Origin of the sequence: Pseudomonas sp. MWU13-2105, assembly GCF_023242315.1 — a bacterium.
Taxonomy (GTDB): domain Bacteria; phylum Pseudomonadota; class Gammaproteobacteria; order Pseudomonadales; family Pseudomonadaceae; genus Aquipseudomonas.
This window is the reverse complement of the sequence record NZ_JALLIY010000010.1, coordinates 61,905-83,128: the sequence shown is the minus strand read 5'-3', so window position 1 is coordinate 83,128 and position 21,224 is coordinate 61,905. Positions and strand designations below refer to the sequence as shown.

Here is a 21,224-nt window from a genome sequence, read left to right as displayed (position 1 = left end):
ACAGCACGGCTCAGGGTGCCAGCCGGCCGTGCGTCCAGGTGCCCTCGTGCAGCCGATAATCCAGGCGATCGTGCAGGCGGTCGGCACGCCCCTGCCAGAACTCCAGGCGTTCCGGGACCAGGCAATAACCGCCCCAGTGTTCGGGACGCGGCGGCGTTTGTTCGGCGAAGCGCCCGGTGGTTTGCGCCAGCATCGCTTCCAGTTGCGCCCGGTCGGCCAAGGGCTGGCTTTGCGGCGAGGCCCAGGCGCCGAGACGACTGGCCATGGAACGCGAGTCGAAGTAGGCATCGGACAGCCGCGGATCCAGCCTGGCGACCTGGCCTTCGATCCGCACCTGGCGCTCCAGTCCCGGCCAGAAGAAGGTCATCGCGGCATGGGGATTGGCCGCCAGGTCCTGGCCCTTGGCGCTCTGGTAATGGCCGAAGAAGGTGAAGCCGGCGTCGCTGAAACCCTTGAGCAACAGTACCCGACAATGCGGCCGGCCCTGTGCGTCGACCGTTGCCAGGCACATGCTGTTGGCCTCGACCGGCGCCTGCTCGGTCTCGCGGGCCTGTTGCATCCACTGGCGGAACAGCAGCAGCGGATCCTCCGGCGCCGTCGCATCGGGCAGGCCGTCCAGGGTGTAGTTACGGCGCATCTGGGCCAGGGAAAGAGGCATGCGGGTGATCTCCGGTAAAGGTTGAGCGCAGTGTGCGAGGCCGCGCGCGCCAACACCTTGACCGTCATCAACAGCGGGCGTCGATCACCCCTTACTTGAGACGCAGACGCCTGGCCAGTTTATGCAGGTTGCTCGGATCGACCGCCAGCAGCCGGGCGGCGCTGGCCCAGTTGTTCCCCGCCAGATTCAGGGCCTGGAGGATTTTCTGCCGCTGGCAATCGTCGACGGCGTCACCCAGGGCCTGGAACGGCAGGTCGCCGGCGTCGTCCGCAAGCGCCGCAGCGACTGTCGGCGCGCGGCCCAGGTTGCTGTCGAGATCGAGGATTTCCGCTTCCAGGGTAAGGATCAGGCTGCGACTGCCGCCGCGGCTGAGCTGCTTAAGCGCGGCGCGGCTGATCACATGTTCGAGCTCGCGGATATTGCCCGGCCAGTGGTAAGCCAGCAGCGCGCGTTCGGCCGCCGGGGACAGGCGCAGACCGCGCAGACCGAGCCGGCTGCGATTGAGTTCGAGAAAATGCCCGGCCAGCAGCAGCACATCGTTGCCGCGTTCGCGCAGCGGCGGAATCGGCACCGGGTATACCGACAGCCGGTGGTACAGGTCGGCGCGAAACAGTCCTTCGCGAATGCTGTCTGGCAGATGCCGGTTGGTCGCGGCGATGATCCGCACATCCACATGCAGCGGTTTGTCCGCGCCCAGGCGCTGGATCTCGCCGTTTTGCAAGGTGCGCAACAACTTGGCCTGCACGCTCAAGGGCAGTTCGCCGACCTCATCGAGAAACAGCGTGCCGCCGTTGGCCGCGTCGAACCGCCCGGCGCGGTCACTGCTGGCCCCGGAAAACGCCCCTTTGACATGCCCGAACAACTCACTCTCGGCCAGGGACTCGGGCAAGGCGGCGCAGTTGACCTGAATCAGCGGCTTGTGACTGCGCCGCGACAAGCGATGCAGGCGGCGGGCGAACAGCTCCTTGCCGACCCCGGTCTCGCCCAGCAACAACACCGGCAACTCGGAATCGGCCAGGACATCCAGCTCGTTGAGCAACTGATGCAGGACTTCGCTCTGCCCGAGGATCTCACCCTCCGCGACCGGCATCCGCAGGTCCCGCGGGTCGCTGCGGGACAAGCGCAGGCTGTGGTTTTCCTGTTCGAGCCGGGTGACCCGCACGGCCGCCTCGATCTGCAGGGTGCAGCGCTTGAGTTCATCCCGCGCCTGGCGGTCGAAGGTGCCGGGCTGCAAGGCATCGAGGGTGATCGCGCCCCAGACCCGCCCTTCCACATACAGGCTCACGCCCATGCAGTCATGCACCGCCAGCGGCTCGTTGAGCGAGTGGTCGAGCAGGCCGTCGTAGGGGTCCGGCAAGCGACTGTCGGGCTCGAACCAGGTCGGCTCGCGCGACGCCATGATCGCCGCCAGGCGCGGATGCTGGGCAATCACAAAGCGCCGGCCCAAGGCTTCGTGCACCAGCCCCACCGTCGCCACCGGCCTGAGGCTGTCGTCATCCAGGCGCAGCAGGCCGACGGCGCCACTGTTGAAGTACTCGCGCAGGGTCTGCACCAGGCGTTGCAGGCGCACGGCATTCGGCAGCTCGACAATCAGGTCGGCGGCCAGGCTTTCACGCAACATGGTAGTAATCACCCCTTATGGTTGTATTTACCCTGACGCATCAGGGTCATCATCACCACAACAAAAAAATAATCCAGTATTTTCAATCAGTTACAAATGGCATGCGCAATGCAATAAGCCAGGGAACCCCCTGAAACCCAAAGAAGGCACCCTGATGAGCCAGACACTTCTCGAACAAAGCCTCGGCCAATTGGCCTGCGATATTCCTGGCGCCACGCGGATTTTCCATCACTTCAACCTGGACTTCTGTTGCGGCGGGCAGAAGACCCTGCGCGAGGCGGCCCTGGGCAAACAGCTCGACCCGACGCTGATCGCCGAGGCCCTCAATGAGCTGCAAGACAGCGGCGCGAGCCGGCACGAATGGCGCAACGAAGCGGATGCGCTGCTGATCAGCCACATTCTCGAGCGCTACCACGCCCGGCACCGCGAGCAACTGCCGGAACTGATCCGCCTGGCGCGTCGTGTCGAGCAAGTGCACGGTGCCCGCGAGAATTGCCCGAACGGCCTGGCCGACCACTTGCACGACATGCAGCAGGAACTCGAAGGGCACATGCTCAAGGAGGAACAGGTGCTCTTTCCGCTGCTGCAACAGGGCCTCGGTCGCCACACCGCCCCACCGATCCAGGTGCTGCGCCTGGAACACGATCAACATGGCGCGGCCCTGGAGGTCCTGCTGGCGCTGACCGACAACATCACTCCGCCCGCCGAGGCCTGCAACACCTGGCGCGGCCTGTATCGCGGGCTGCAGGAATTTCGCGATGACCTGATGCAGCACATCCACCTGGAAAACAACATCCTCTTCGTCAAGGCCTTGAACCCGGCCCAGTGACCCCGAGCAGCCACGCCAAGCCGCACCCGCCAGATGACGGGTGCGTTTTTTTGCCGGTACAGCGGACTGTGGCTCAACCCTGCCAATAGAACATGGCCTTGGCCAGGATCACGATCAACAGCATGTGCCCGAGGATGCTGCGCCGGATCCAGTCAGCCCGGCGCGGCGTCAGCCGTGAGCGTTGCAGCCAGTAGGCAAGCAACAGGTAATGCCCGACGATGCTCAGGGCCAGGATGATCTTCAAACTCAACAGGCTGGCAAAACGACTGTCCAGGGGCTGACTCAAGGCGCCCCGGTACTGCCAGGCCAGGCCGATGCCGGCGCCGTACAACAGCAACACCACGCCATGCAGGACCTTGCGCGAGCGCACCGCGATGGCCTGGTCCGCCGGCGCCTGCGTGTCGGCGGGCAACCGCCGGCGCGCCGCATGCCAGATACACACCTCGAAAAACAGCGTGCCGATAAAAGCGATGGCCGCCAACAGATGGGTGACCAGTAACCAGGGATAGATCATCGTCCACCTCCCTTGTCCGTCCGACTCATCCCGGATGCCCGTCGACCCGGGCCCGCAGCAGCATCGGAGCATAGCTCCAGGCATACAGCCCAAACGCCAGGACCCAGCACAGCCCCGCGAGCCACAACCCGGCCAACGGCAGGAACAGCACCAGCACGACCCGACTGAAACACGCCAGGTTGACCAGGACAAACGCCGGGGTCATTCCCGCCGGCGGCTCCAGCGCGCGACCGGTATGCCCGAGACTGACCCGTGCGATCATCGCCAGGATCAACCCGGCCATGGCCCCGATCGTCAGGCCATGCACCGCCAGGCTGGGGTTCAGCGGCACGCCGAAGTGCCACAGCGCCATGCCCAGGCAGGCCAGCGCCAACCAGCCGTAGGCCAGATACAGCGACCACAGCAGTGGCACCCGCCAGAGTCGACGGTCGTGCCAGCGCAACAGGCGTAACAGATGTCCCAGCGCCAGTGCGCCGAACAGCAGGCCGACCCAGATACTGGCGAACAGCGCGGGCCCGCAGGCATACAACAGTGCCACCAGCGCGGAGCCGGCCAGCAACAGGCGATCGAGCCGGGGCCAGGGGGCAACGCCCTCGACCCGGCCCAGACCGCGCTGGATGAAAAACGGAATGACCCGGCCGCCGATCAACCCCATCATCGCCGCTACCAGCCACAGGCCGGTCAGCACAGCCTGGCGCTGCCAGCCTTCGTGGCCGGGCAGCAGGCCGTAAAGCGCCATGCCGTCGGCGCCGGCCAGCAACAGCAACAGGAGGACAATCGGGTAGTTGCGTTTCTGCCGGACCTTCCACAGCGTGGTGCCCATCAGCACGGCCACCGCCAGGGGAAACGCCAGCTCCAGCGGCGCCAATAGCGACCAGGGCGGATTCGCCAACCAGGCCAGGCGCGCCACCAGCCAGAGCAGGGCCAGCGCCGCCAACGGCTTGCCGCTGAGACCGGGCTGGCCGGTCCAGGTCTGGACCGCGGTCAGCAGAAAGCCGGCGACAATCGCCAGGCCAAAGCCGAACAGCAATTCATGCCGATGCCACGCCAGCCAGCCACCCGCCGGTTGCCAGCCGCCCACGGCACCGCTCAAGGCCAGCAGCCAGAGCGGCACCACCAGCAGCGCCAGGCCGGCACCGGCGAGGAAAAACGGCCGGAAGGCCAGGCGCAACAGCGGCGGGATCGCCAGCGCGGTACGACGCTCAAGTACTTGCATGAAGCCACTCCTTTACCTTGCTGCCGACCTGAGACAGGGCCGCACGCGGCGAATTGTGTTGCAGGGCAATCATCAGCTGTTCGCACGTCATCGCGGTTGTCATATATCAAGTCGGCCGGGGAACGCTTGGCTAACCTGGCCAACCGTTGTCGGATACGGCAGTGCAAGGGGCGTGCCCCGACGCCCGAGGTGCCCCGGCAACCCGTGGTAACCCGGTGTGTCCCACCGGCAGCGGACAGTTCCCGCTACCGCAGACGCTTGCAGCCAGGGTAAAAATGACCATCTAAGGGTTATTTACACCCTGATTGACGGGGTATTTTTGACCCTGTCGCCACAGATATCCAGTGGCTAAAGCCGGGTGTAATGCCGTTCAGCGTCGGCCGAATGCGGTCCCTGTGGGAGCAGAGCTTGCTCGCGAAGGGGCCCTTGAGACCGCCCAAAGCTTCGCGGGCAAGCTCCGCTCCCACAAGGGAGCATGGCGTTTTCAATGTTCTGTTTCCTTAGCTGAACGGCGCCAGGGTCTGGTGCCTGGCCCGGGTCTTGCTCAACCAGCACACCGCCAACCCCTTCCCGACCAACCGGAGTCGTCATGAAAGCAGTTATCCAGCCACTGGCCTGGTTCGTGGTCCTGAGCTCGATCATCGCCATCGCCAGCAGCCTTTCGCTCGGCCTTGTCTGAGGGCACGGCGCCTCCCCCTTTTCCGCTATCAGGATGAATTGCCATGGTGCTTCACCGCGTCCATCACCAGATTCTGCGCAGCCATCACCTGTTCGAACCGTTGAGTGACCAAGAGATGGATGAGTTGATGGCTTCCAGCCATTTGCTCAGCATCGACAAGGGCGAGCCGCTGTTTCGCCAGGGCGAGCCGGCCGACGCCTTCTACTTCGTGATTGCCGGCGCGGTGAAGATCTACCGCCTGACCCCCGACGGCCAGGAGAAAGTGTTCGAGGTCATCGGTCCGCGGCAAACCTTCGCCGAGGCGATGATGCTGATGGACACCCCGAACTACGTGGCCTCGGCCGAAGCCGTAGGTCCGTGCCAGCTCTATCGCCTGTCCAACAACGCCTACCTGCGCTTGCTGCAGAGCAACAGCCGTCTGCCCTTCGCCCTGCTCGGCAAACTCTGTGTGCGCCTGCATCAGCGAGTCAATGAAATCGAAACCCTGTCGCTGAAGAACGCCACCCACCGGGTGGTGCGTTATCTGCTGACGCAACTGGTGCACCTGCAGCCCGTCAACTACCAGTTCGAACTGCCGATGGCCAAGCAACTGATTGCCGGGCACCTGTCGATCCAGCCGGAGACCTTCTCGCGGATCATCCGCCGCCTGATCGACGAGAAAATCATCACCCAGGACGGTCGCCAGATCGTCATCCTCGATCGCCCGCGCCTGGAACAGTTCGAGTGAAGGCCCTGTCCACCTGCCTGTATTGCCAGCATCACAACCGGCCCGGGGAAAGCGAGTGCTGCCGCTGCGGCATGCCGCTGCCGGCCCTGGCGGCAAAGGCCGAAGCACGCCGGCTAAGGCGCTTCCAGTGGTTCTGCATCGGCCTGACGATCTTCTGCGTGATCATGTTCTTCTGGCTGCCACGCAGCAGTCCATAAGCCAGGCGAACGCCTCAAGGCTGGGTCAACTGGCGATACAGCTGCGGCAAGCGCAGGGGCAGTTGTTCCGGCTGGCGGATCAGGGTGTAGCCGTTGGCGCCGAACATATACGGCAGGTACGCCCCGGCTTCGCGGTCGATGGTGATACAGAACGGCGTCAGCCCCAGGCGCCGGGCTTCCAGTACCGCCTGGCGGGTGTCCTCGACACCGTAGCGGCCCTCATACAGATCCAGGTCATTGGGTTTGCCATCGGTCAGCAACAACAACAGCTTGCGGCGGCGCTTGCAGCCGCTCAACAGTTGGCTGGCCTGACGGATCGCCGCGCCCATGCGCGTGTAGTAACCCGGCTTGAGCACCTGGATGCGCCCGCGAGTGTGGTCGTCATAGCCTTGCTGGAACGCCTTGAGTTCCTGCAGGCGCACGTGCTGGCGGCGCAGCGAGGAAAACCCGTACAAGGCAAAGTCGTCGCCCAGCACCGACAACGTTTCACCGAACAGCAGCAGGCTGTCGCGGATCACCTCGATCACCCGATGCCGGTCGTTCAGGTGCGCGTCAGTGGACATCGAGATATCCGCCAGCAACAGGCACGCCAGGTCCCGATGGGTCTGGCGCTGCTCCTTGAACAGACCGCGTTCGGCACAGCGACCATGCTCGCGCTCGACGTAAAAATCCAGCCAGGCCTGCATATCCAGCTCCGTCCCCTGGGGCTGTTGGCGCAGCCACTGGCGCTCGGGCCGCAGGTGTTCGAACTGGCGCCGCAAACGCTGCGCCGCCGGTCGCAGGCGCGACGGCAGCGGCTGTGCCGGGCAATCGCGCGGCGCGAACATCTGCAGATTGACGAAGTCGTCCTGCAGGCGGCCTTTGCGATAATCCCACTCCGGTAACTTGATGCCCTCCCCCAGCGGGATATCGTCGACATCCGCGGGCGGCAGATCCAGGTCCAGTTTAAGCCCGCCGCCCTTGCGCAGACGGGTCCGCGACAGGCTCAGTTCATCCAGGTCGGCGGCGACCCTGGCGGCATCCGGGTCTTCGCGCTCGTCCGACCAGCGATCGAGGTCGACATGCTCGGTCCAACTGAACAGGTTCTCCAGGCGCACGATCAGCAGACCGCCCTCGCGGCTGCTGTCATCAATCCGGGTGGCGCGCTTGCGCCCGCCTTCCTGCTCGCCGGGAGAGGCCGGCAGGGACTCCGCCGAGTCGTCAAGATCGGCGGCCTGCGGGCTGGCCAGGTGCAGCGGCGGGTACAGCCACAGCGGCAACGGCCAGGCCGCCCGCTCGCTGCGGGGAAACGCCTGGACACTGCCCGGCTCGCGCAAGGCCTGGCACAAGGCCCGTTCCAGGGCGGCCGCGGCCGGTTTCAAGGTGGCCGGATCCGGACGCAGTTGCAGGTGCGCCGCGACCAGCCGGCGGTAACGCGGCAGCAGCGCCGGATAGCGCTGCAACAAGGCTTGGGTCCAGCGCTGATTGTCCCGGCCCCAGTGCCGCATGGGCCCGGCCTGCGCCGCCAGCAGGGCCAACCAGCGATACAGTTCCTCATTCAGGCCGGCCTCGGGGAACACCGCGAGACTGGCCGGCAGGCGCAGGTTATCGGCATCGCAGCAGGCCAGCGGCACTTGCCGGCAGGTCCCGGCGATCTGCTGCAACAGGCTGCGGCGCAGCAGCAGATCGCGTTCGCAGACCGTCTCCAGGCCCCGGCCGGCCCCGCCCATGGCGCGAAACAACAGTGCCAGGCCAGGTTGCCGCTGGGCCAGCTCGACCCGTGCCTCGGGAAAATCGACGCTGGCACGGCGAGTGATAAAGCGATGCCAGACGCTGCCGACCCACTCTTCCAGTTCAAGGGTAAAAGCCATGGAGCCCACCTTGTTCGTCAACCAAAAACGGCCCGCTATCACAGCCGGGCCGACCTTTCCCAGAGGTCACGACACCTCAGGACGGAACCACGGCCGCCGGCGCGCGCAAGGCGGCGCGGCCGCGCTGGCGGAAGCTCAACAGATAGCAGAGCAGTCCCGCCAGGAACCCCACCCCACTGGCCAGACGGGCCCAGAACAAGGTGGTCAGGTGCTCCATCGTCGCCATGAACGGCAAGGCGATACCATCGGGCTGCCAGCGTTGCAGATAGATCTGCACGACACCGGCGGCGGTGAGCAGCAGCGTGATCATCACCATTGACAGGGTCATCAACCAGAAGCCCCAGATCTCCAGGTTCTGCGCGCGCTCGTCGGCGGCTTCACCCAACCCGCGCAAGCGCGGCATGGCGTAGCTGATCAGGGTCATCACGATCATCGCGTAGGCCCCGTAGAACGACAGGTGGGCGTGGGCGTTGGTCAACTGCGTGCCATGGGTGTAGTAGTTGACCGGGGCCAGGGTATGCAGGAAGCCCCAGACGCCGGCGCCGAAAAACGCGGTCACCGTGGTGCCCTTGGCCCACAGCGTGGCGGCGCGGTTCGGGTGTTGCCGGCGACGGTTCTTCACCATGCTGAAGGCGAAGATCACCATGGCCAGGAACGGTAGCGGCTCCATCGCCGAGAAGATCGAACCGACCCACAGCCAGACCTCGGGCCCACCGATCCAGAAGTAGTGGTGACCGGTACCGATGATCCCGGTGATCAGCGCCATGGCGATAATCACATAGAGCCATTTCTCGACCACCTCGCGGTCGACCCCGGTGATCTTGATCAGCACGAAGGCCAGCATCGAGCCCATGATCAGCTCCCAGACGCCTTCCACCCAGAGATGCACCACCCACCACCAGTAGAACTTGTCGCGCACCAGGTTGCCGGGATTGTAGAAGGAGAACAGGAAGAACACCGCGAGCAGCACCAGCCCGGTCATCATCACCACGCTGACCGTGGTCTTGCGGCCTTTGAGCATCGTCATGCCGATGTTGTAGAGAAAGCCCAGGCACACCACCACGATGCCCATCTTGGTGATGGTCGGCTGCTCCAGGTACACCCGGCCCATGGTCGGCAGCAGCTCGTTGTGGGTCAGCCTGGCCAGCCCCGCATAAGGCACCAGCAGGTAGCCGAGAATGGTCAACACGGCAGCGGCGGCGAACACCCAGAACAGCACGATTGCCAACCTGGGACTGTGCAATTCACGGTCGGATTCTTCCGGGATCAGGTAGTAGGCGGCGCCCATGAAGCCGAACAGCAGCCAGACGATCAACAGGTTGGTGTGCACTATCCGCGATACGTTGAAGGGAATGGTCGGGAACAGGAAGTCCCCGACCACGTATTGCAGGCCCATGATCAAACCGAACAGTATCTGGCCGAGAAACAGTATCAGGGCGAACACGAAGTACGGTTTGGCCACGGCTTGCGAGGCGAATTTCAGATGGGGATTGGCAACACTCATCTCTTAGCCCTCCTTGTTTGGCGGCCAGCCATTGGTATTGATTTTCGAGCTCCACTTGAGGAACTCGGCGATGTCGTCGACTTCCTGCGTACTCAGGTTGAATTGCGGCATCGCCCGGCGTCCGGGCACCCCCAGCGGCTGCATTTTCATCCAGGCCTGCAGGAAGGGCTTGAAACCCGACTCGCCGCCGCGGCGCTGGAACACGTTGCCCAGTTCCGGCGCGAAGTAAGCGCCTTCCCCCAACAGCGTGTGGCAACCGACACAGTTGTTTTGCTCCCAGACCAACTTGCCGCGCAGCACCGAGTCGCTTAAATGCGCTTCATTGCTGCGAACCGGAAAGGTCTGCTCTGAGTGATAGGTCAAGGCCAGGAATATCAGGAAAAAGAACACGCTTCCCCCGAAATAGATATTCCTGGCCATGCCCTTGGTGAAGGTCTCTGACATGGTCGCTTCCTCTTTGCTTGGCCTGTCCATTCTAGGAAGCGAGGGTCTGAAAACCGCTTGATGGCAATCAAGAATCTCCAATGGTTTTACTCGGGTATTAGCCGCGCAGGCCCAAGCCCAAGCCCAGTAGCAGCGCCAGCACCAGGGGCCAGCCCAGCAGCAGGCGGCGCCAGAGTCGCGGCGCATGGCGCAATTCCATGAAACCCTCGGTGATCAGCCAGGCCTTGGCCACCGCCAGCAACAGCACGAGCAGGCTCAGTGGCCAGCGCAGCAGCCCCTGTGCCAGCAGCAGGGTGCCCAGGCTCAAGGTGGCCAGGGCCGCCCAACAGATCAGCAAAAAACCGCGAGCGGACATGCGCACCTCGTCAATCCAGAACGTAGACCAGCGGAAACAGCAGGACCCAGACCAGATCGACCATGTGCCAATACAGCACCCCGGATTCGAATCCGCTGCACCGCTCGGCGTCATACCGGCCGCGTCGGCAACCTTGCGCCAGCCAGCCGAGAATCAGCATGCCGAGCAGCACATGGAGGAAATGAAAGCCGCTGAGGATCCAGTACAGGGTGAAGAAGGTGTTGTGCTCAAGGCCCAGCCCCAAATCCAGCAGATGCCGGTACTCGCCGAGCTTGAGCAGCAGGTAGACACTGGCGACGAGCAACGCCGCCAACAGCAGGAGCGCCGCCTGGCGCGGCCGTGCTTGCCGGACCCGCTCCTGCGCCAGCGCCGCGCACAACCCGGCGCTGAGCAGGCTCAGGGTCATCGCCAGCCCGGTGGAGGTATCGAGCAGTTGGCGGCCGGCGGCGAACAATTGGGGCTTGAGCAGCTGGGTCACGGCAAATGCCAGGATCAGCACGGCGAATACCGAGAGCTCGGCGAGGATGAAAAACCACATCGCCAGATCCCCCGGCAAGTGGCGACGCGGGGGAGCGGTGACCTCAAGCGAAATGGACATCGACCACGTCCATCAACGCGGCCACCGTCACCGGGTCATCGCTCAGCGGCTCGGCGAGGCAGGCCAGGCAGGCCTCGCGCGGACTCATGCCGGCGCCGATCATGCGCGCGGTGAAAATCAGCAGGCGGGTCGATGCCACCTCTTCCAGGTCATGCTGTTCCAGCCGGCGCAGGGCCTGCCCGAGCCGGACCACCTGGCTGGCCAGGGCGCCATCGACCTGTGCCTCGCGGCGCACAATGCGTTCTTCCTCGGCGGCCGGCGGATAGTCGAAACGCATCGCGACAAAACGCTGGCGGGTGCTCGGCTTCATGCCCTTGAGCAGGTTCTGGTAACCAGGGTTATAGGACACCACCAACATGAAGGACGGCGGCGCCTGCAACACCTCCCCGGTGCGTTCGAGGAACAGCTCGCGGCGGCCATCGGCCAGCGGATGCAGGACCACCACGGTGTCCTGGCGGGCCTCGACCACTTCGTCGAGGTAGCAGATGCCGCCTTCGCGCACCGCCTGGGTCAACGGTCCGTCCTGCCACCAGGTGCCCTGGGCGCCGATCAGGTGACGGCCGATCAGGTCGGCGGCGCTCAGGTCGTCGTGGCAGGCCACGGTGTGCAGCGGCAGTTTCAGTTGATGTGCCATGTGCTGGACAAAGCGCGTTTTGCCGCAGCCCGTCGGGCCCTTGATCAGCACCGGCAGACCATGCCGCCAGGCCTGTTCGAACAGCGCCTGCTCATTGTTCAGCGGTTGGTAGAAAGGTTCGCAAGCTTGCCTGGGGTCCATGGGGTTACCTGATTCGACAGCGGGTTCGAGGCCCACGCTAAGGCGCCCTGCGACAACCTGGCAAGTGACCTGGGCGGCAATCTTGATCGCCGTCAAGCGAACATCGCCCTGCCCGGGCATAGCCTTGGCCGGCACTAAGAACCTGCGTCCGGTGCTGGCGTTCCAGCACACCGCCAAGGTCTTGCCTGAGGAGAAATGGAATGCCGATCAGCAGTAGAAAAACCTTTGCCCTGAGCCTCGCCGGGGTGCTCTCGGCGGTGGTCCTGGCCCTGCCCCACGCCGCCGGCGCCTCGCCGGCAAGCACCGCGCCAGCGATGGTCAGCAGCCCCGGCGCGCCCGACCTGAGCCAGGCCGATTTCGACTCGGCCAAGCAGATTTACTTCCAGCGTTGCGCCGGCTGTCACGGCGTACTGCGCAAGGGCGCCACCGGCAAGCCGCTGACCCCGGACATCACCCAGTCCCGCGGCCAGGCCTATCTGGAAGCCTTGATCACCTATGGCTCGCCGGCGGGCATGCCGAACTGGGGCACCTCCAATGCGCTGACCAAGGAACAGATCACGCTCATGGCCAAGTTCATTCAGCACACCCCGCCGACACCGCCGGAATGGGGCATGGCCGAGACCCTGAAAACCTGGAAGGTCCTGGTCCGGCCCGCGGACCGCCCGACCCGCCAGTTGAACAAGCTCAACCTGCAAAACCTGTTCTCGGTGACCCTGCGCGACGACGGCAAGATCGCCCTGGTCGACGGTGACAGCAAGCAGATCGTCAAGGTCATCGAGACCGGCTATGCGGTGCACATCTCGCGGATCTCCGCCTCCGGCCGCTACCTGCTGGTGATCGGCCGCGACGCGCGGATCGACATGATCGACCTGTGGCCGCTGGAGCCGACCAAGGTCGCCGAAGTCAAGGTCGGCATCGAGGCGCGCTCGGTGGAGACCTCCAAGTTCAAAGGCTACGAAGACAAATATACGATCGCCGGCTCGTACTGGCCGCCGCAGTTCACCATCATGGATGGCGAAACCCTCGAACCGAAACAGATCGTCTCGACCCGCGGCATGACCGTCGACACCCAGGCCTACCACCCGGAACCACGGGTCGCGGCGATCATCGCCTCCCACGAATGGCCGGAGTTCATCGTCAACGTCAAGGAAACCGGCAAGGTCCTGCTGGTCAATTACCAGGACATCAAGAACCTCACCATCACCAGCATCGACGCCGCGCCGTTCCTGCATGACGGTGGCTGGGACAGCACGCACCGCTACTTCATGACCGCGGCCAACAACTCGAACAAGGTCGCGGTGATCGACTCCCGCGAGCGCAAGTTGACCGCGCTGGTAGAGGTCGGCAAAACCCCGCACCCTGGCCGTGGCGCCAACTTCGAGCATCCGTTGTATGGGCCGGTCTGGGCCACCAGCCACCTGGGCGACGCCGGGATTTCCATGATCGGTACCGACCCGCTGAAGCACCCGCAGTACGCCTGGAAACAGGTCGGCTCGCTCAAGGGCCAGGGTGGCGGCTCGCTGTTCATCAAGACCCATCCCAACTCCCGCCACCTGTATGTCGATACCCCGCTCAATCCGGACGCGAAGATCAGCCAGTCGGTGGCGGTGTTCGATATCGACAAGCTCGACGCCGGCTACAGCGTGCTGCCGATCGCCGAATACGCCGGGATCAAGCAAGGCGCCCTGCGCGTCGTGCAACCGGAATACAACAAGGCCGGCGATGAAGTCTGGTTCTCGGTGTGGAGCGGCCAGGCGGACGAGTCGGCGCTGGTGGTGATCGACGACAAGACCCTCAAGCTCAAGGCGGTGATCAAGGACAAGCGACTGATCACGCCGACCGGCAAGTTCAATGTCTACAACACCCAATACGACATCTATTGAGCGCCATCAATGCAAGGAGCCGTGATGAAAAATATCCTGCTGTCCCTCGTCGCCCTCGGCGCCGCGCTGAGCCTACAACCCTTGCAGGCCCAGGACGCGCTGGAGCTGTTCAAGAGCAAACCCTGCACCGCCTGCCACAGCATCGACAGCAAGCTGGTGGGCCCGGCGCTCAAGGACGTGGCGGCCAAGAACGCCGGTGTCAGCGGTGCCGTGGACACCCTGGCCAGCCATATCAAGAACGGTACGCAGGGCAACTGGGGACCGATACCGATGCCGGCCAATCCGGTCAGCGACGACGAAGCCAGGCAGCTGGCGACTTGGGTCCTGAGTCTCAAATAAGCCCAGGGAGGGCGTCATGAAGGCTTGTCGATACGCGCTGATGACTGTCCTGCTCCTACTGCTCCAGGGCACCGCGCTGGCGGCGCCCGATGCCCGCCGCCAGGCACAACTGGACAATCTCCTGGCCCAGGACTGCGGCGCCTGCCACGGGCTGCACATGACCGGCGGGCTCGGTCCCGAACTGACCCGCGCGGCCCTGGCCGGCAAATCCCGCGACGGCCTGATTGCCACCGTGACCCTCGGCCGGCCCGGCACTGCCATGCCCGGCTGGGGGCCCCTGCTCAGTCCCGGCGATATTCGCTGGCTGGTCGACCTTCTACTGCAAGGATACCCCGCACCATGATCCGTTCATTCCTGCTGTCGACGGCTCTTGGCCTGTCGTTGTCCGCCTGTGTCCAAGCGCCTTTGCGCGGCACTGGTGACCTGGGCCTGGTGGTCGAACGCGCCTCCGGCAGCGTGCAAATCATCGAAAGCGACGGCCAGACCGCGCTGGCCCGACTCGGGGGTTTCGGCGACCTGTCGCATGCCTCGGTGGTGTTCTCCCACGACCAGCGCTACGCCTATGTGTTCGGCCGCGACGGTGGCCTGAGCAAAGTCGACCTGCTCGGCCAACGCATCGATCGGCGGGTGCTCCAGGCCAACAACAGCATCAGCGGCGCCATCAGCCAGGATGGCAAGCTGGTGGCGGTGTCCAACTACGTGCCCGGCGGCGTCAAGGTGTTCGATGCCGTGACCCTGAAGCAGGTCGCGGATATTCCCGCCACCCTGCTGCCTGACGGGGTCAAGCGCTCACGGGTGGTCGGGCTGGTGGATGCCCCCGGGCAGCGCTTCGTGTTCAGTCTGTTCGATACCGGCGAGATCTGGAGCGCCGACTTCAGCCAGGGCCTGACGCCACGGATAACCCGCTTCAGCGGTATCGGCAAACAACCCTACGATGCGTTGATCACCGGCGACGGGCGCTACTACATCGCCGGGCTGTTCGGCGAGGACGGCATGGCCCAACTCGACCTCTGGTATCCCGAGCGCGGGGTACGCCGGATACTCGGCGATTACGCTCACGGCCAGGCGAAACTGCCGGTGTACAAGATGCCCCACCTCAAAGGCTGGGCCGTGGCCAATAACCAGGCCTTCGTTCCCGCCGTCGGCCAGCACCAGGTGCTGGTGATGGACACGCGCAGCTGGCGGCAGACCGACACGATCAAGGTCGCCGGCCAGCCGGTATTCGTCACCTCGCGCCCGGATGGCCGGCAGCTGTGGGTCAACTTCGCCTACCCGGACAATGACCGGGTGCAGGTCATCGACAGCGAGACCCACGCGCTGCTCGCCGACCTGCGCCCGGGGCCGGCGGTGTTGCATATGGAGTTCACCGCCCGCGGCGATCAGCTCTGGCTGTCGGTGCGCGACGGCGATCAGGTGCAAATCTGGGACCCCTACAGCCTGAAACAACTCGGCAGCCTGCCGGCAAGCAAGCCGAGCGGCATTTTCTTCAGCAGCCGCGCGCAGAAGACGGGGTATTGAGATGACCACGGACACTCTGCAACAGCGCCTGATCGAACGCTTCCAGCATGGCATGCCGATCGGCGCCGAACCTTATCGGCAGATGGCCGAGGAGCTCGATTGCAGCCAGGACCAGGTGCTTGCTTGCCTGCAGCGGATGGCACAGGCCGGCAGCCTGTCGCGGATCGGCCCGGTGTTCGAGCATAGCCGCGCCGGGGCCAGCACCCTCGCCGCCCTGGCCGTGCCCGTCGAACGCCTGCAACAGGTGGCCGAACGCATCAACCACTACCCCGAGGTCAATCACAACTATGCCCGGGAACATCACTACAACCTGTGGTTCGTCCTGACCGGCCCGGATCGCCAGCACCTGCAGCGTATTCTCGACGAACTGCGGGACGACACCGGCCTGACCCCGCTGGACCTGCCGATGCTGAGCTCTTATCGCATCGACCTGGGTTTTGCCCTGGGAGAAACGCCATGAAGCCGCCACTCGCGGCCGCGCAGGCCCTGGCCCTGCGACGGCAACTGGAACTCGGCCTGCCGTTGCTGCCACGGCCGTACCTGGCCCTGGCGCAACAGATCGGCGCCGAGGAAAGCCAGGTGCTCGCGCAAATGCGCCAATGGCACGAACAACAGCTGTTCCGCCGCATCGGCCTGGTACTCAACCACCGCGCCCTGGGCTTCGGCGCCAATGCCATGCTGGTACTGGACATCCCGGATGCGCTGGTCGACGCGGTCGGCCAACGCCTCGGCCAGACCGCCGGCATCAGTCTCTGCTACCAGCGCCCGCGACGCCTGCCGCAGTGGCGCTACAACCTGTTCTGCATGATTCACGGGCGTCAGCGCGAGCGGGTCGAGGCGCAGATCCAGGCGTTGCTGGAGCAACACCAGCTGAGCGACCTGCCGCATCAGATCCTCTTCAGCACCCAGGCCTTCAAACAATGCGGCGCGCGCTTTGCGCCCGCGCCGGGCGGAGCCACGGCCCATGGATGAACTCGACCGGCGCCTGATCAACCGCCTGCAACTGGGCCTGCCGCTGGTACGCGATCCCTGGGGCGAACTGGCCGACGAACTGGGCAGCAGCAGCCGTGAACTGCGCCAACGCCTGCAACAGCTGCTGGAGAACGGCAGCCTCACCCGCTTCGGCCCGATGTTCGACATTGAGCGACTCGGCGGCGCCTTCACCCTGGCCGCACTGGCGGTCCCCGAAGCACGTTTCGAGGCGGTCGCCGAACTGCTCCGGGGCATGCCCGAAGCGGCGCACAACTACCGCCGCGAACATGCCTGGAACATGTGGTTCGTGCTCGGCTGCGCCACCCGGCAAGGCCTGGACGCAGCGTTGCGGCGCATCGAACAGCAGACCGGCCTGGTGCCGCTCAACCTGCCCAAAGAGGAGACCTACCATGTCGGTCTGTATTTGCCCGTCTGAAGAGCGCCTGACCCGGCGCCTGATCGAACTGACCCAGGCCGGCCTGCCGTTGCTCGACGACCCTTGGGCCTGGCTCGCCGAGCAGTTGCAACTGAACGTCGAGTCGACCCTGGAGCTGCTCAGGCGCTTGCAGGCCGAGGGCGCGATCCGCCGTATCGCCGCCGTGCCCAACCACTATCGCCTGGGTTATCGCTTCAACGGCATGACCGTCTGGGATGTGCAGGACGCCGAGATGCCGCGCCTCGGCGCACTGGTCGGGGCCTTGCCTTTCGTCAGCCACTGCTATCGCCGACCACGTCGCACGGCCTGGCGCTACAACCTGTTCGCCATGGTCCACGGGCGCAGTGCCAGGGAAATGAATGACTACCGTGAGCAGCTTCGCGACTTGCTCGGTGCTGCCAGTGCCGCCGATGCGATGCTGGTGAGCAGCCGCATCCTGAAAAAGACCGGTTTGCGCCTGTCCCCTGCCCAGCGTTGAGCGCAGGCCCTTGCAAGGAGAGCGACATGTTAAGGATCAGCCATTACCTGCGGGCCCTCGCCGGCCAGGGACCCGCGCCGCAAAGCACCACCCCCGGCAGCCCGCGCGCGCCGGTGGTGATCTGGAACCTGCTCAGGCGCTGCAACCTGACCTGCAAGCACTGCTACGCGACCTCGGCCGACAGTGTGTTTCGCGACGAGCTGGATACCCCGGCGGCCCTGCGGGTAATTGATGACCTGCAGGCCGCCGGAGTGAAAGTGCTGATCCTCTCCGGCGGCGAACCGCTGCTGCGCGGGGACCTGTTCCAGCTCAGCGCCCATGCCAGGGCCTGTGGCATGTTTGTCGCCCTCTCCACGAATGGCACGCTGATCGATCAACACAATATCGCCCGGATCAGCTCGGCGAGGTTCGACTATGTGGGCATCAGCCTCGATGGCCTGGAAGCCACCCATGACGCCTTCCGCCAATGCCAGGGCAGCTTTGCCCGCTCGCTGCGGGCGATCCGGCTGTGCCGCGAACACCGCATCCGGGTCGGCATGCGCACCACCCTGACCCAGGACAACCACGCCCAGTTGCCTGCATTGCTGGCATTGATGCGCGAGTACGACGTGCAGAAATTCTACCTGTCGCACCTCAACTACAGCGGTCGCGGCAAACGCAGCCGGCGCCTCGACGCCCGCCAACAGATGAGTCGCGAAGCCATGGACCTGCTGTTCGAACAGGCCTGGGCGGATATCGAACAGGGCCGCGACAGCGACTTTGTCAGCGGCAACAACGATGCCGACGCGATTCTCCTGCTGCAGTGGGTGGGTCGTCGACTGCCCGCGTATTACCCGCGCCTGGAGCAGATGCTGCGCGCCTGGGGCGGCAACGCTTCGGGCAGCGGCATCGCCAATATCGACAATACCGGCGAGGTCCACCCGGACACCTACTGGTGGCAGCACTCAGTGGGCAATGTGCGCCAGACGCCGTTCCGCGAACTCTGGCTGGAGCAGCCCGACGCACTACTGCTGCGCCTGCGCGAACATCCCCGCGCCGTTGGCGGGCGCTGCGCCGGGTGCCGTTGGCTGGGCATCTGCAATGGCAATACCCGGACCCGCGCCTGGGCCGAGGGCGATCTCTGGGGCCAGGACCCCGGCTGCCACCTCAGCGACGAAGAAATCGGCCTGCCGGCACCGCCTGGCATTCCTTGCCTCATGCACTGAAACGCCTGCCCGGCGCCCCCTCCGACTCAGGATGGCGCCGACACACCCGATCAAGCATCAAGGAGTTCGCCATGCCCTCAGTCCCTGTTCTACCTGCTGCGCTGCAGTCTCCGTTCCACCCCGGAGAAGTCGCCCTGGTCGGTGCCGGCCCGGGCGACCCGCGCCTGCTGACCCTGCGCGCCTGGAGCCTGTTGCAACAGGCCGATGCCGTGGTCTATGACCGGCTGATCAGCCCTGAACTGCTGGCGCTGATCCCGCCGGCCTGCGCCCGCCATTACGTCGGCAAGGCCAGCGGCTGCCACAGCCTGCCCCAGGAGCAGATCAACCGCCTGCTCGCCGAACTGGCCGCCGCGAATCAGCGCGTGGTCCGCCTCAAGGGCGGCGATCCGTTCATTTTCGGCCGTGGCGCCGAAGAGCTGGACTACCTGTTGCAACGCGGCATCGATTGCCTGGTGGTCCCGGGCATCACCGCCGCGGCCGGTTGCAGCGCCTACGCCGGCATCCCGCTGACCCACCGCGACCTGGTCAGTTCCTGCCGGTTCATCACCGGCCACCTGCAACAGGATAATGAGTTGACGCTGCCCTGGCGCAACCTCGCGGACAGCGGCCAGACCCTGGTGTTCTACATGGGCCTGGCGAACCTGGAGATGATCGCCCGGCGCCTGATCGACGCCGGCCTGGCCGCCGACACCCCGGCGGCCTTGATCAGCAACGGCACCCGCCCCGACCAGCAGGTCGCGCGCGGAACCCTGCGGCAATTGCCGAGCCTGGCGCTGGCCTGCCCGGCCGGTACGCCGACGCTGACGGTGATCGGCCAGGTGGTCGGCCTGTTCGCTTCCCGACAACCGGAATATCCGGCGCGCTTTGCAGGCGCGGCACTTGCCCCACGCTACAGCAAGGTGGCGGTATGAAGCGCCGGTTGCTGCTCACGCTGGCATGCCTCGGCGCGGTTCAAGGCGGCGCGGCGGCGTCCCTCTCCGGTGCGGCACTGGAACAGGCCGCACAGGACTATCAGGCGCAATGCCAGGGCTGTCATGGCGTCCAGCGCTTCGGCGCCAGCGGGCCGGCGCTGCTGCCGGAGAGCCTCAGCCGGATCAAACCGGCGGAGGTCCGCGAGGTGATTGCCAAGGGGCGCCCGGCCAGCCAGATGGCCGGCTATGCCGGAGTGCTCAGCGACGCGCGGCTCGACGCCCTGGCGGACTATCTGCAGCGCCCACCGGCCACCCCGCCGAGCTGGAGCAGCGAAGATATCCGCGCCAGCCACAGCTTGCTCAACGATATCGGCAGACTGCCGGCCACGCCACAGCACAATGCCGATCCGCTGAATCTGTTCGTGGTGGTGGAAGCCGGCGATCATCACATCGACATTCTCGACGGCGATCGCTTTACCGTGCTGGCGCGCTTTGCCTCGCACTTCGCCGTGCATGGCGGGCCGAAGTTTTCCCCGGACGGGCGCTTTGTCTACATCGCCTCCCGCGACGGCTGGATCAGCCTGTACGACCTGTACAACCTGAAGCTGATCGCCGAAATCCGCGCCGGACTCAACACCCGCAACCTGGCGGTGAGCAAGGATGGCCGCTGGGTGCTGGTGGGCAACTACCTGCCCGGCAACCTGATCGTGCTCGATGCCCGCGACCTGTCCCTGGTCAGGAACATCCCGGCGCTCGGCCAGGACGGCAGCCCCTCTCGGGTCAGTGCGGTGTACACCGCGCCGCCACGGGACAGCTTCATCGTCGCCCTCAAGGACGTCAAGGAAGTCTGGGAACTGTCCAGCCGCGACACTCCGGACTGGCAACCGCGACGGATCCACGCCGAGGACTACCTCGACGACTTCTCCTTCTCCCCGGACTATCACCAATTGCTGGCCACCTCGCGCAAGGCCGAGGGCGGCCAGGTGATCGACCTCGACAGCGGCCGGGCGGTCAGCGAGATCGCGCTGCCGGGCATGCCGCACCTGGGCTCGGGCACCTACTGGCAACGCAACGGCCGCTGGGTATTCGCCACGCCGAATATCAGCAAGGGGCTGATCTCGGTCATCGACCTCGAGACCTGGAAGCTGATCAAGGAAATCCCCACCCTCGGGCCGGGCTTCTTCATGCGCAGCCATATCAACTCGCCATATGCCTGGAGCGATGTGTTCTTCGGCCCGGACAACGATGCGATCCAGCTGATCGACAAACAGACCCTGGAGATCGCCCATACCCTGCGGCCGATGCCCGGCAAGACCGCTGCCCACGTCGAATTCACCCACGATGGCCGTTACCTGCTGCTGAGCATCTGGGCCAGCGACGGCGCCTTGATCGTCTATGACAGCCACAGCCTGAAGGAGATCAAGCGCATCCCGATGAACAAGCCCTCGGGCAAGTACAACGTCGGCAACAAGATCGAGTTCGCCGAAGGCACCTCGCACTAGGCCCGGTGGTGCC

Annotated in this window: 24 protein-coding genes; 14 read left to right on the top strand and 10 right to left on the bottom strand. The window is 65.1% G+C overall.

What is annotated here, in order from left to right; genetic code table 11:
* Window positions 1–10: 10 nt before the first annotated feature.
* Together pdxH and norR are read right to left on the bottom strand one after the other, a co-directional pair.
* Window positions 11–658 (bottom strand): pyridoxamine 5'-phosphate oxidase, encoded by a 648-nt coding sequence (gene pdxH / locus M5B96_RS16095; protein WP_248797724.1) that lies wholly within the window; start codon window positions 656–658, stop codon window positions 11–13.
* 91 nt (window positions 659–749) lie between these two features.
* Complete coding sequence (gene norR, locus M5B96_RS16090) at window positions 750–2,279, bottom strand: nitric oxide reductase transcriptional regulator NorR (protein ID WP_248797723.1); 1,530 nt, start codon at window positions 2,277–2,279, stop codon at window positions 750–752.
* 154 nt (window positions 2,280–2,433) lie between these two features.
* Here norR and ytfE point away from each other — a divergent pair, with 154 nt between their 5' ends.
* Window positions 2,434–3,108, top strand: coding sequence for an iron-sulfur cluster repair protein YtfE (gene ytfE, locus M5B96_RS16085; protein WP_248797722.1), 675 nt, complete (start codon window positions 2,434–2,436; stop codon window positions 3,106–3,108).
* Window positions 3,109–3,181: 73 nt separating this feature from the next.
* Here ytfE and M5B96_RS16080 read toward each other — a convergent pair whose 3' ends face one another.
* Window positions 3,182–3,622, bottom strand: coding sequence for a CopD family copper resistance protein (locus M5B96_RS16080; protein WP_248797721.1), 441 nt, complete (start codon window positions 3,620–3,622; stop codon window positions 3,182–3,184).
* Window positions 3,623–3,647: 25 nt separating this feature from the next.
* The gene (locus M5B96_RS16075; protein WP_248797720.1) at window positions 3,648–4,838 is read right to left on the bottom strand and encodes an NnrS family protein; all 1,191 of its coding nucleotides are present in this window, start codon (window positions 4,836–4,838) and stop codon (window positions 3,648–3,650) included.
* Between the two features lie 722 nt (window positions 4,839–5,560).
* On the opposite strand from M5B96_RS16075, the gene M5B96_RS16070 reads away from it, so the two are divergent.
* On the top strand, window positions 5,561–6,244 hold the full coding sequence (locus tag M5B96_RS16070; protein ID WP_248797719.1) for a Crp/Fnr family transcriptional regulator: 684 nt from the start codon (window positions 5,561–5,563) through the stop codon (window positions 6,242–6,244).
* A gap of 5 nt (window positions 6,245–6,249) precedes the next feature.
* Entirely contained in the window at window positions 6,250–6,441 is a 192-nt protein-coding gene (locus M5B96_RS16065; RefSeq protein WP_263859601.1) for a protein DnrP, read from the top strand.
* 14 nt (window positions 6,442–6,455) lie between these two features.
* On the opposite strand, the gene M5B96_RS16060 is transcribed toward M5B96_RS16065, so the two are convergent.
* The 6 genes from M5B96_RS16060 to M5B96_RS16035 all read right to left on the bottom strand — a co-directional run bounded on the left by M5B96_RS16060 (window position 6,456) and on the right by M5B96_RS16035 (window position 11,967).
* A complete protein-coding gene (locus M5B96_RS16060) occupies window positions 6,456–8,291 on the bottom strand; it encodes a nitric oxide reductase activation protein NorD (protein WP_248797717.1) in 1,836 nt (611 codons plus the stop codon).
* 76 nt (window positions 8,292–8,367) lie between these two features.
* Window positions 8,368–9,795, bottom strand: a complete 1,428-nt coding sequence (locus tag M5B96_RS16055) for a cbb3-type cytochrome c oxidase subunit I (protein ID WP_248797716.1) — start codon at window positions 9,793–9,795, stop codon at window positions 8,368–8,370.
* 3 nt (window positions 9,796–9,798) lie between these two features.
* Window positions 9,799–10,239 (bottom strand): c-type cytochrome, encoded by a 441-nt coding sequence (locus M5B96_RS16050; RefSeq protein ID WP_248797715.1) that lies wholly within the window; start codon window positions 10,237–10,239, stop codon window positions 9,799–9,801.
* A 97-nt stretch (window positions 10,240–10,336) separates the two neighbouring features.
* Window positions 10,337–10,594: a cytochrome C oxidase subunit IV family protein gene (locus tag M5B96_RS16045; RefSeq protein ID WP_248797714.1), complete on the bottom strand. Its 258-nt coding sequence runs from the start codon at window positions 10,592–10,594 to the stop codon at window positions 10,337–10,339.
* 10 nt (window positions 10,595–10,604) lie between these two features.
* Window positions 10,605–11,192 carry a cytochrome c oxidase subunit 3 family protein gene (locus tag M5B96_RS16040; protein WP_248797713.1) on the bottom strand — a complete coding sequence of 196 codons (588 nt, stop codon included), beginning with the start codon at window positions 11,190–11,192 and terminating at the stop codon, window positions 10,605–10,607.
* Window positions 11,176–11,967: a CbbQ/NirQ/NorQ/GpvN family protein gene (locus M5B96_RS16035; protein WP_248797712.1), complete on the bottom strand. Its 792-nt coding sequence runs from the start codon at window positions 11,965–11,967 to the stop codon at window positions 11,176–11,178. The genes M5B96_RS16040 and M5B96_RS16035 overlap by 17 nt, the downstream gene beginning before the upstream one ends.
* Before the next feature lie 314 nt (window positions 11,968–12,281).
* On the opposite strand from M5B96_RS16035, the gene nirS reads away from it, so the two are divergent.
* From nirS to M5B96_RS15980, 11 genes are all read left to right on the top strand, one after another.
* Complete coding sequence (nirS, locus tag M5B96_RS16030; protein ID WP_248797887.1) at window positions 12,282–13,850, top strand: nitrite reductase; 1,569 nt, start codon at window positions 12,282–12,284, stop codon at window positions 13,848–13,850.
* Window positions 13,851–13,874: 24 nt separating this feature from the next.
* A complete protein-coding gene (locus M5B96_RS16025; protein ID WP_248797711.1) occupies window positions 13,875–14,189 on the top strand; it encodes a c-type cytochrome in 315 nt (104 codons plus the stop codon).
* A 16-nt stretch (window positions 14,190–14,205) separates the two neighbouring features.
* A complete protein-coding gene (locus M5B96_RS16020; RefSeq protein ID WP_318654842.1) occupies window positions 14,206–14,532 on the top strand; it encodes a cytochrome c in 327 nt (108 codons plus the stop codon).
* Complete coding sequence (locus tag M5B96_RS16015) at window positions 14,529–15,707, top strand: cytochrome D1 domain-containing protein (RefSeq protein WP_248797710.1); 1,179 nt, start codon at window positions 14,529–14,531, stop codon at window positions 15,705–15,707. Before M5B96_RS16020 ends, M5B96_RS16015 begins: the two co-directional genes overlap by 4 nt.
* A gap of 1 nt (window position 15,708) precedes the next feature.
* Complete coding sequence (locus tag M5B96_RS16010; protein ID WP_248797709.1) at window positions 15,709–16,167, top strand: Lrp/AsnC family transcriptional regulator; 459 nt, start codon at window positions 15,709–15,711, stop codon at window positions 16,165–16,167.
* A complete protein-coding gene (locus M5B96_RS16005; RefSeq protein ID WP_248797708.1) occupies window positions 16,164–16,679 on the top strand; it encodes an AsnC family protein in 516 nt (171 codons plus the stop codon). Before M5B96_RS16010 ends, M5B96_RS16005 begins: the two co-directional genes overlap by 4 nt.
* A complete protein-coding gene (locus M5B96_RS16000; RefSeq protein ID WP_248797707.1) occupies window positions 16,672–17,115 on the top strand; it encodes an Lrp/AsnC family transcriptional regulator in 444 nt (147 codons plus the stop codon). The genes M5B96_RS16005 and M5B96_RS16000 overlap by 8 nt, the downstream gene beginning before the upstream one ends.
* Entirely contained in the window at window positions 17,090–17,593 is a 504-nt protein-coding gene (locus tag M5B96_RS15995) for a nitrite reductase (protein WP_248797706.1), read from the top strand. The genes M5B96_RS16000 and M5B96_RS15995 overlap by 26 nt, the downstream gene beginning before the upstream one ends.
* Window positions 17,594–17,619: 26 nt before the next feature.
* A complete protein-coding gene (nirJ, locus tag M5B96_RS15990) occupies window positions 17,620–18,798 on the top strand; it encodes a heme d1 biosynthesis radical SAM protein NirJ (protein ID WP_248797705.1) in 1,179 nt (392 codons plus the stop codon).
* A 71-nt stretch (window positions 18,799–18,869) separates the two neighbouring features.
* Complete coding sequence (gene cobA, locus M5B96_RS15985; RefSeq protein WP_248797704.1) at window positions 18,870–19,709, top strand: uroporphyrinogen-III C-methyltransferase; 840 nt, start codon at window positions 18,870–18,872, stop codon at window positions 19,707–19,709.
* Window positions 19,706–21,211: a nitrite reductase gene (locus M5B96_RS15980; RefSeq protein WP_248797703.1), complete on the top strand. Its 1,506-nt coding sequence runs from the start codon at window positions 19,706–19,708 to the stop codon at window positions 21,209–21,211. Before cobA ends, M5B96_RS15980 begins: the two co-directional genes overlap by 4 nt.
* Window positions 21,212–21,224: the final 13 nt, after the last annotated feature.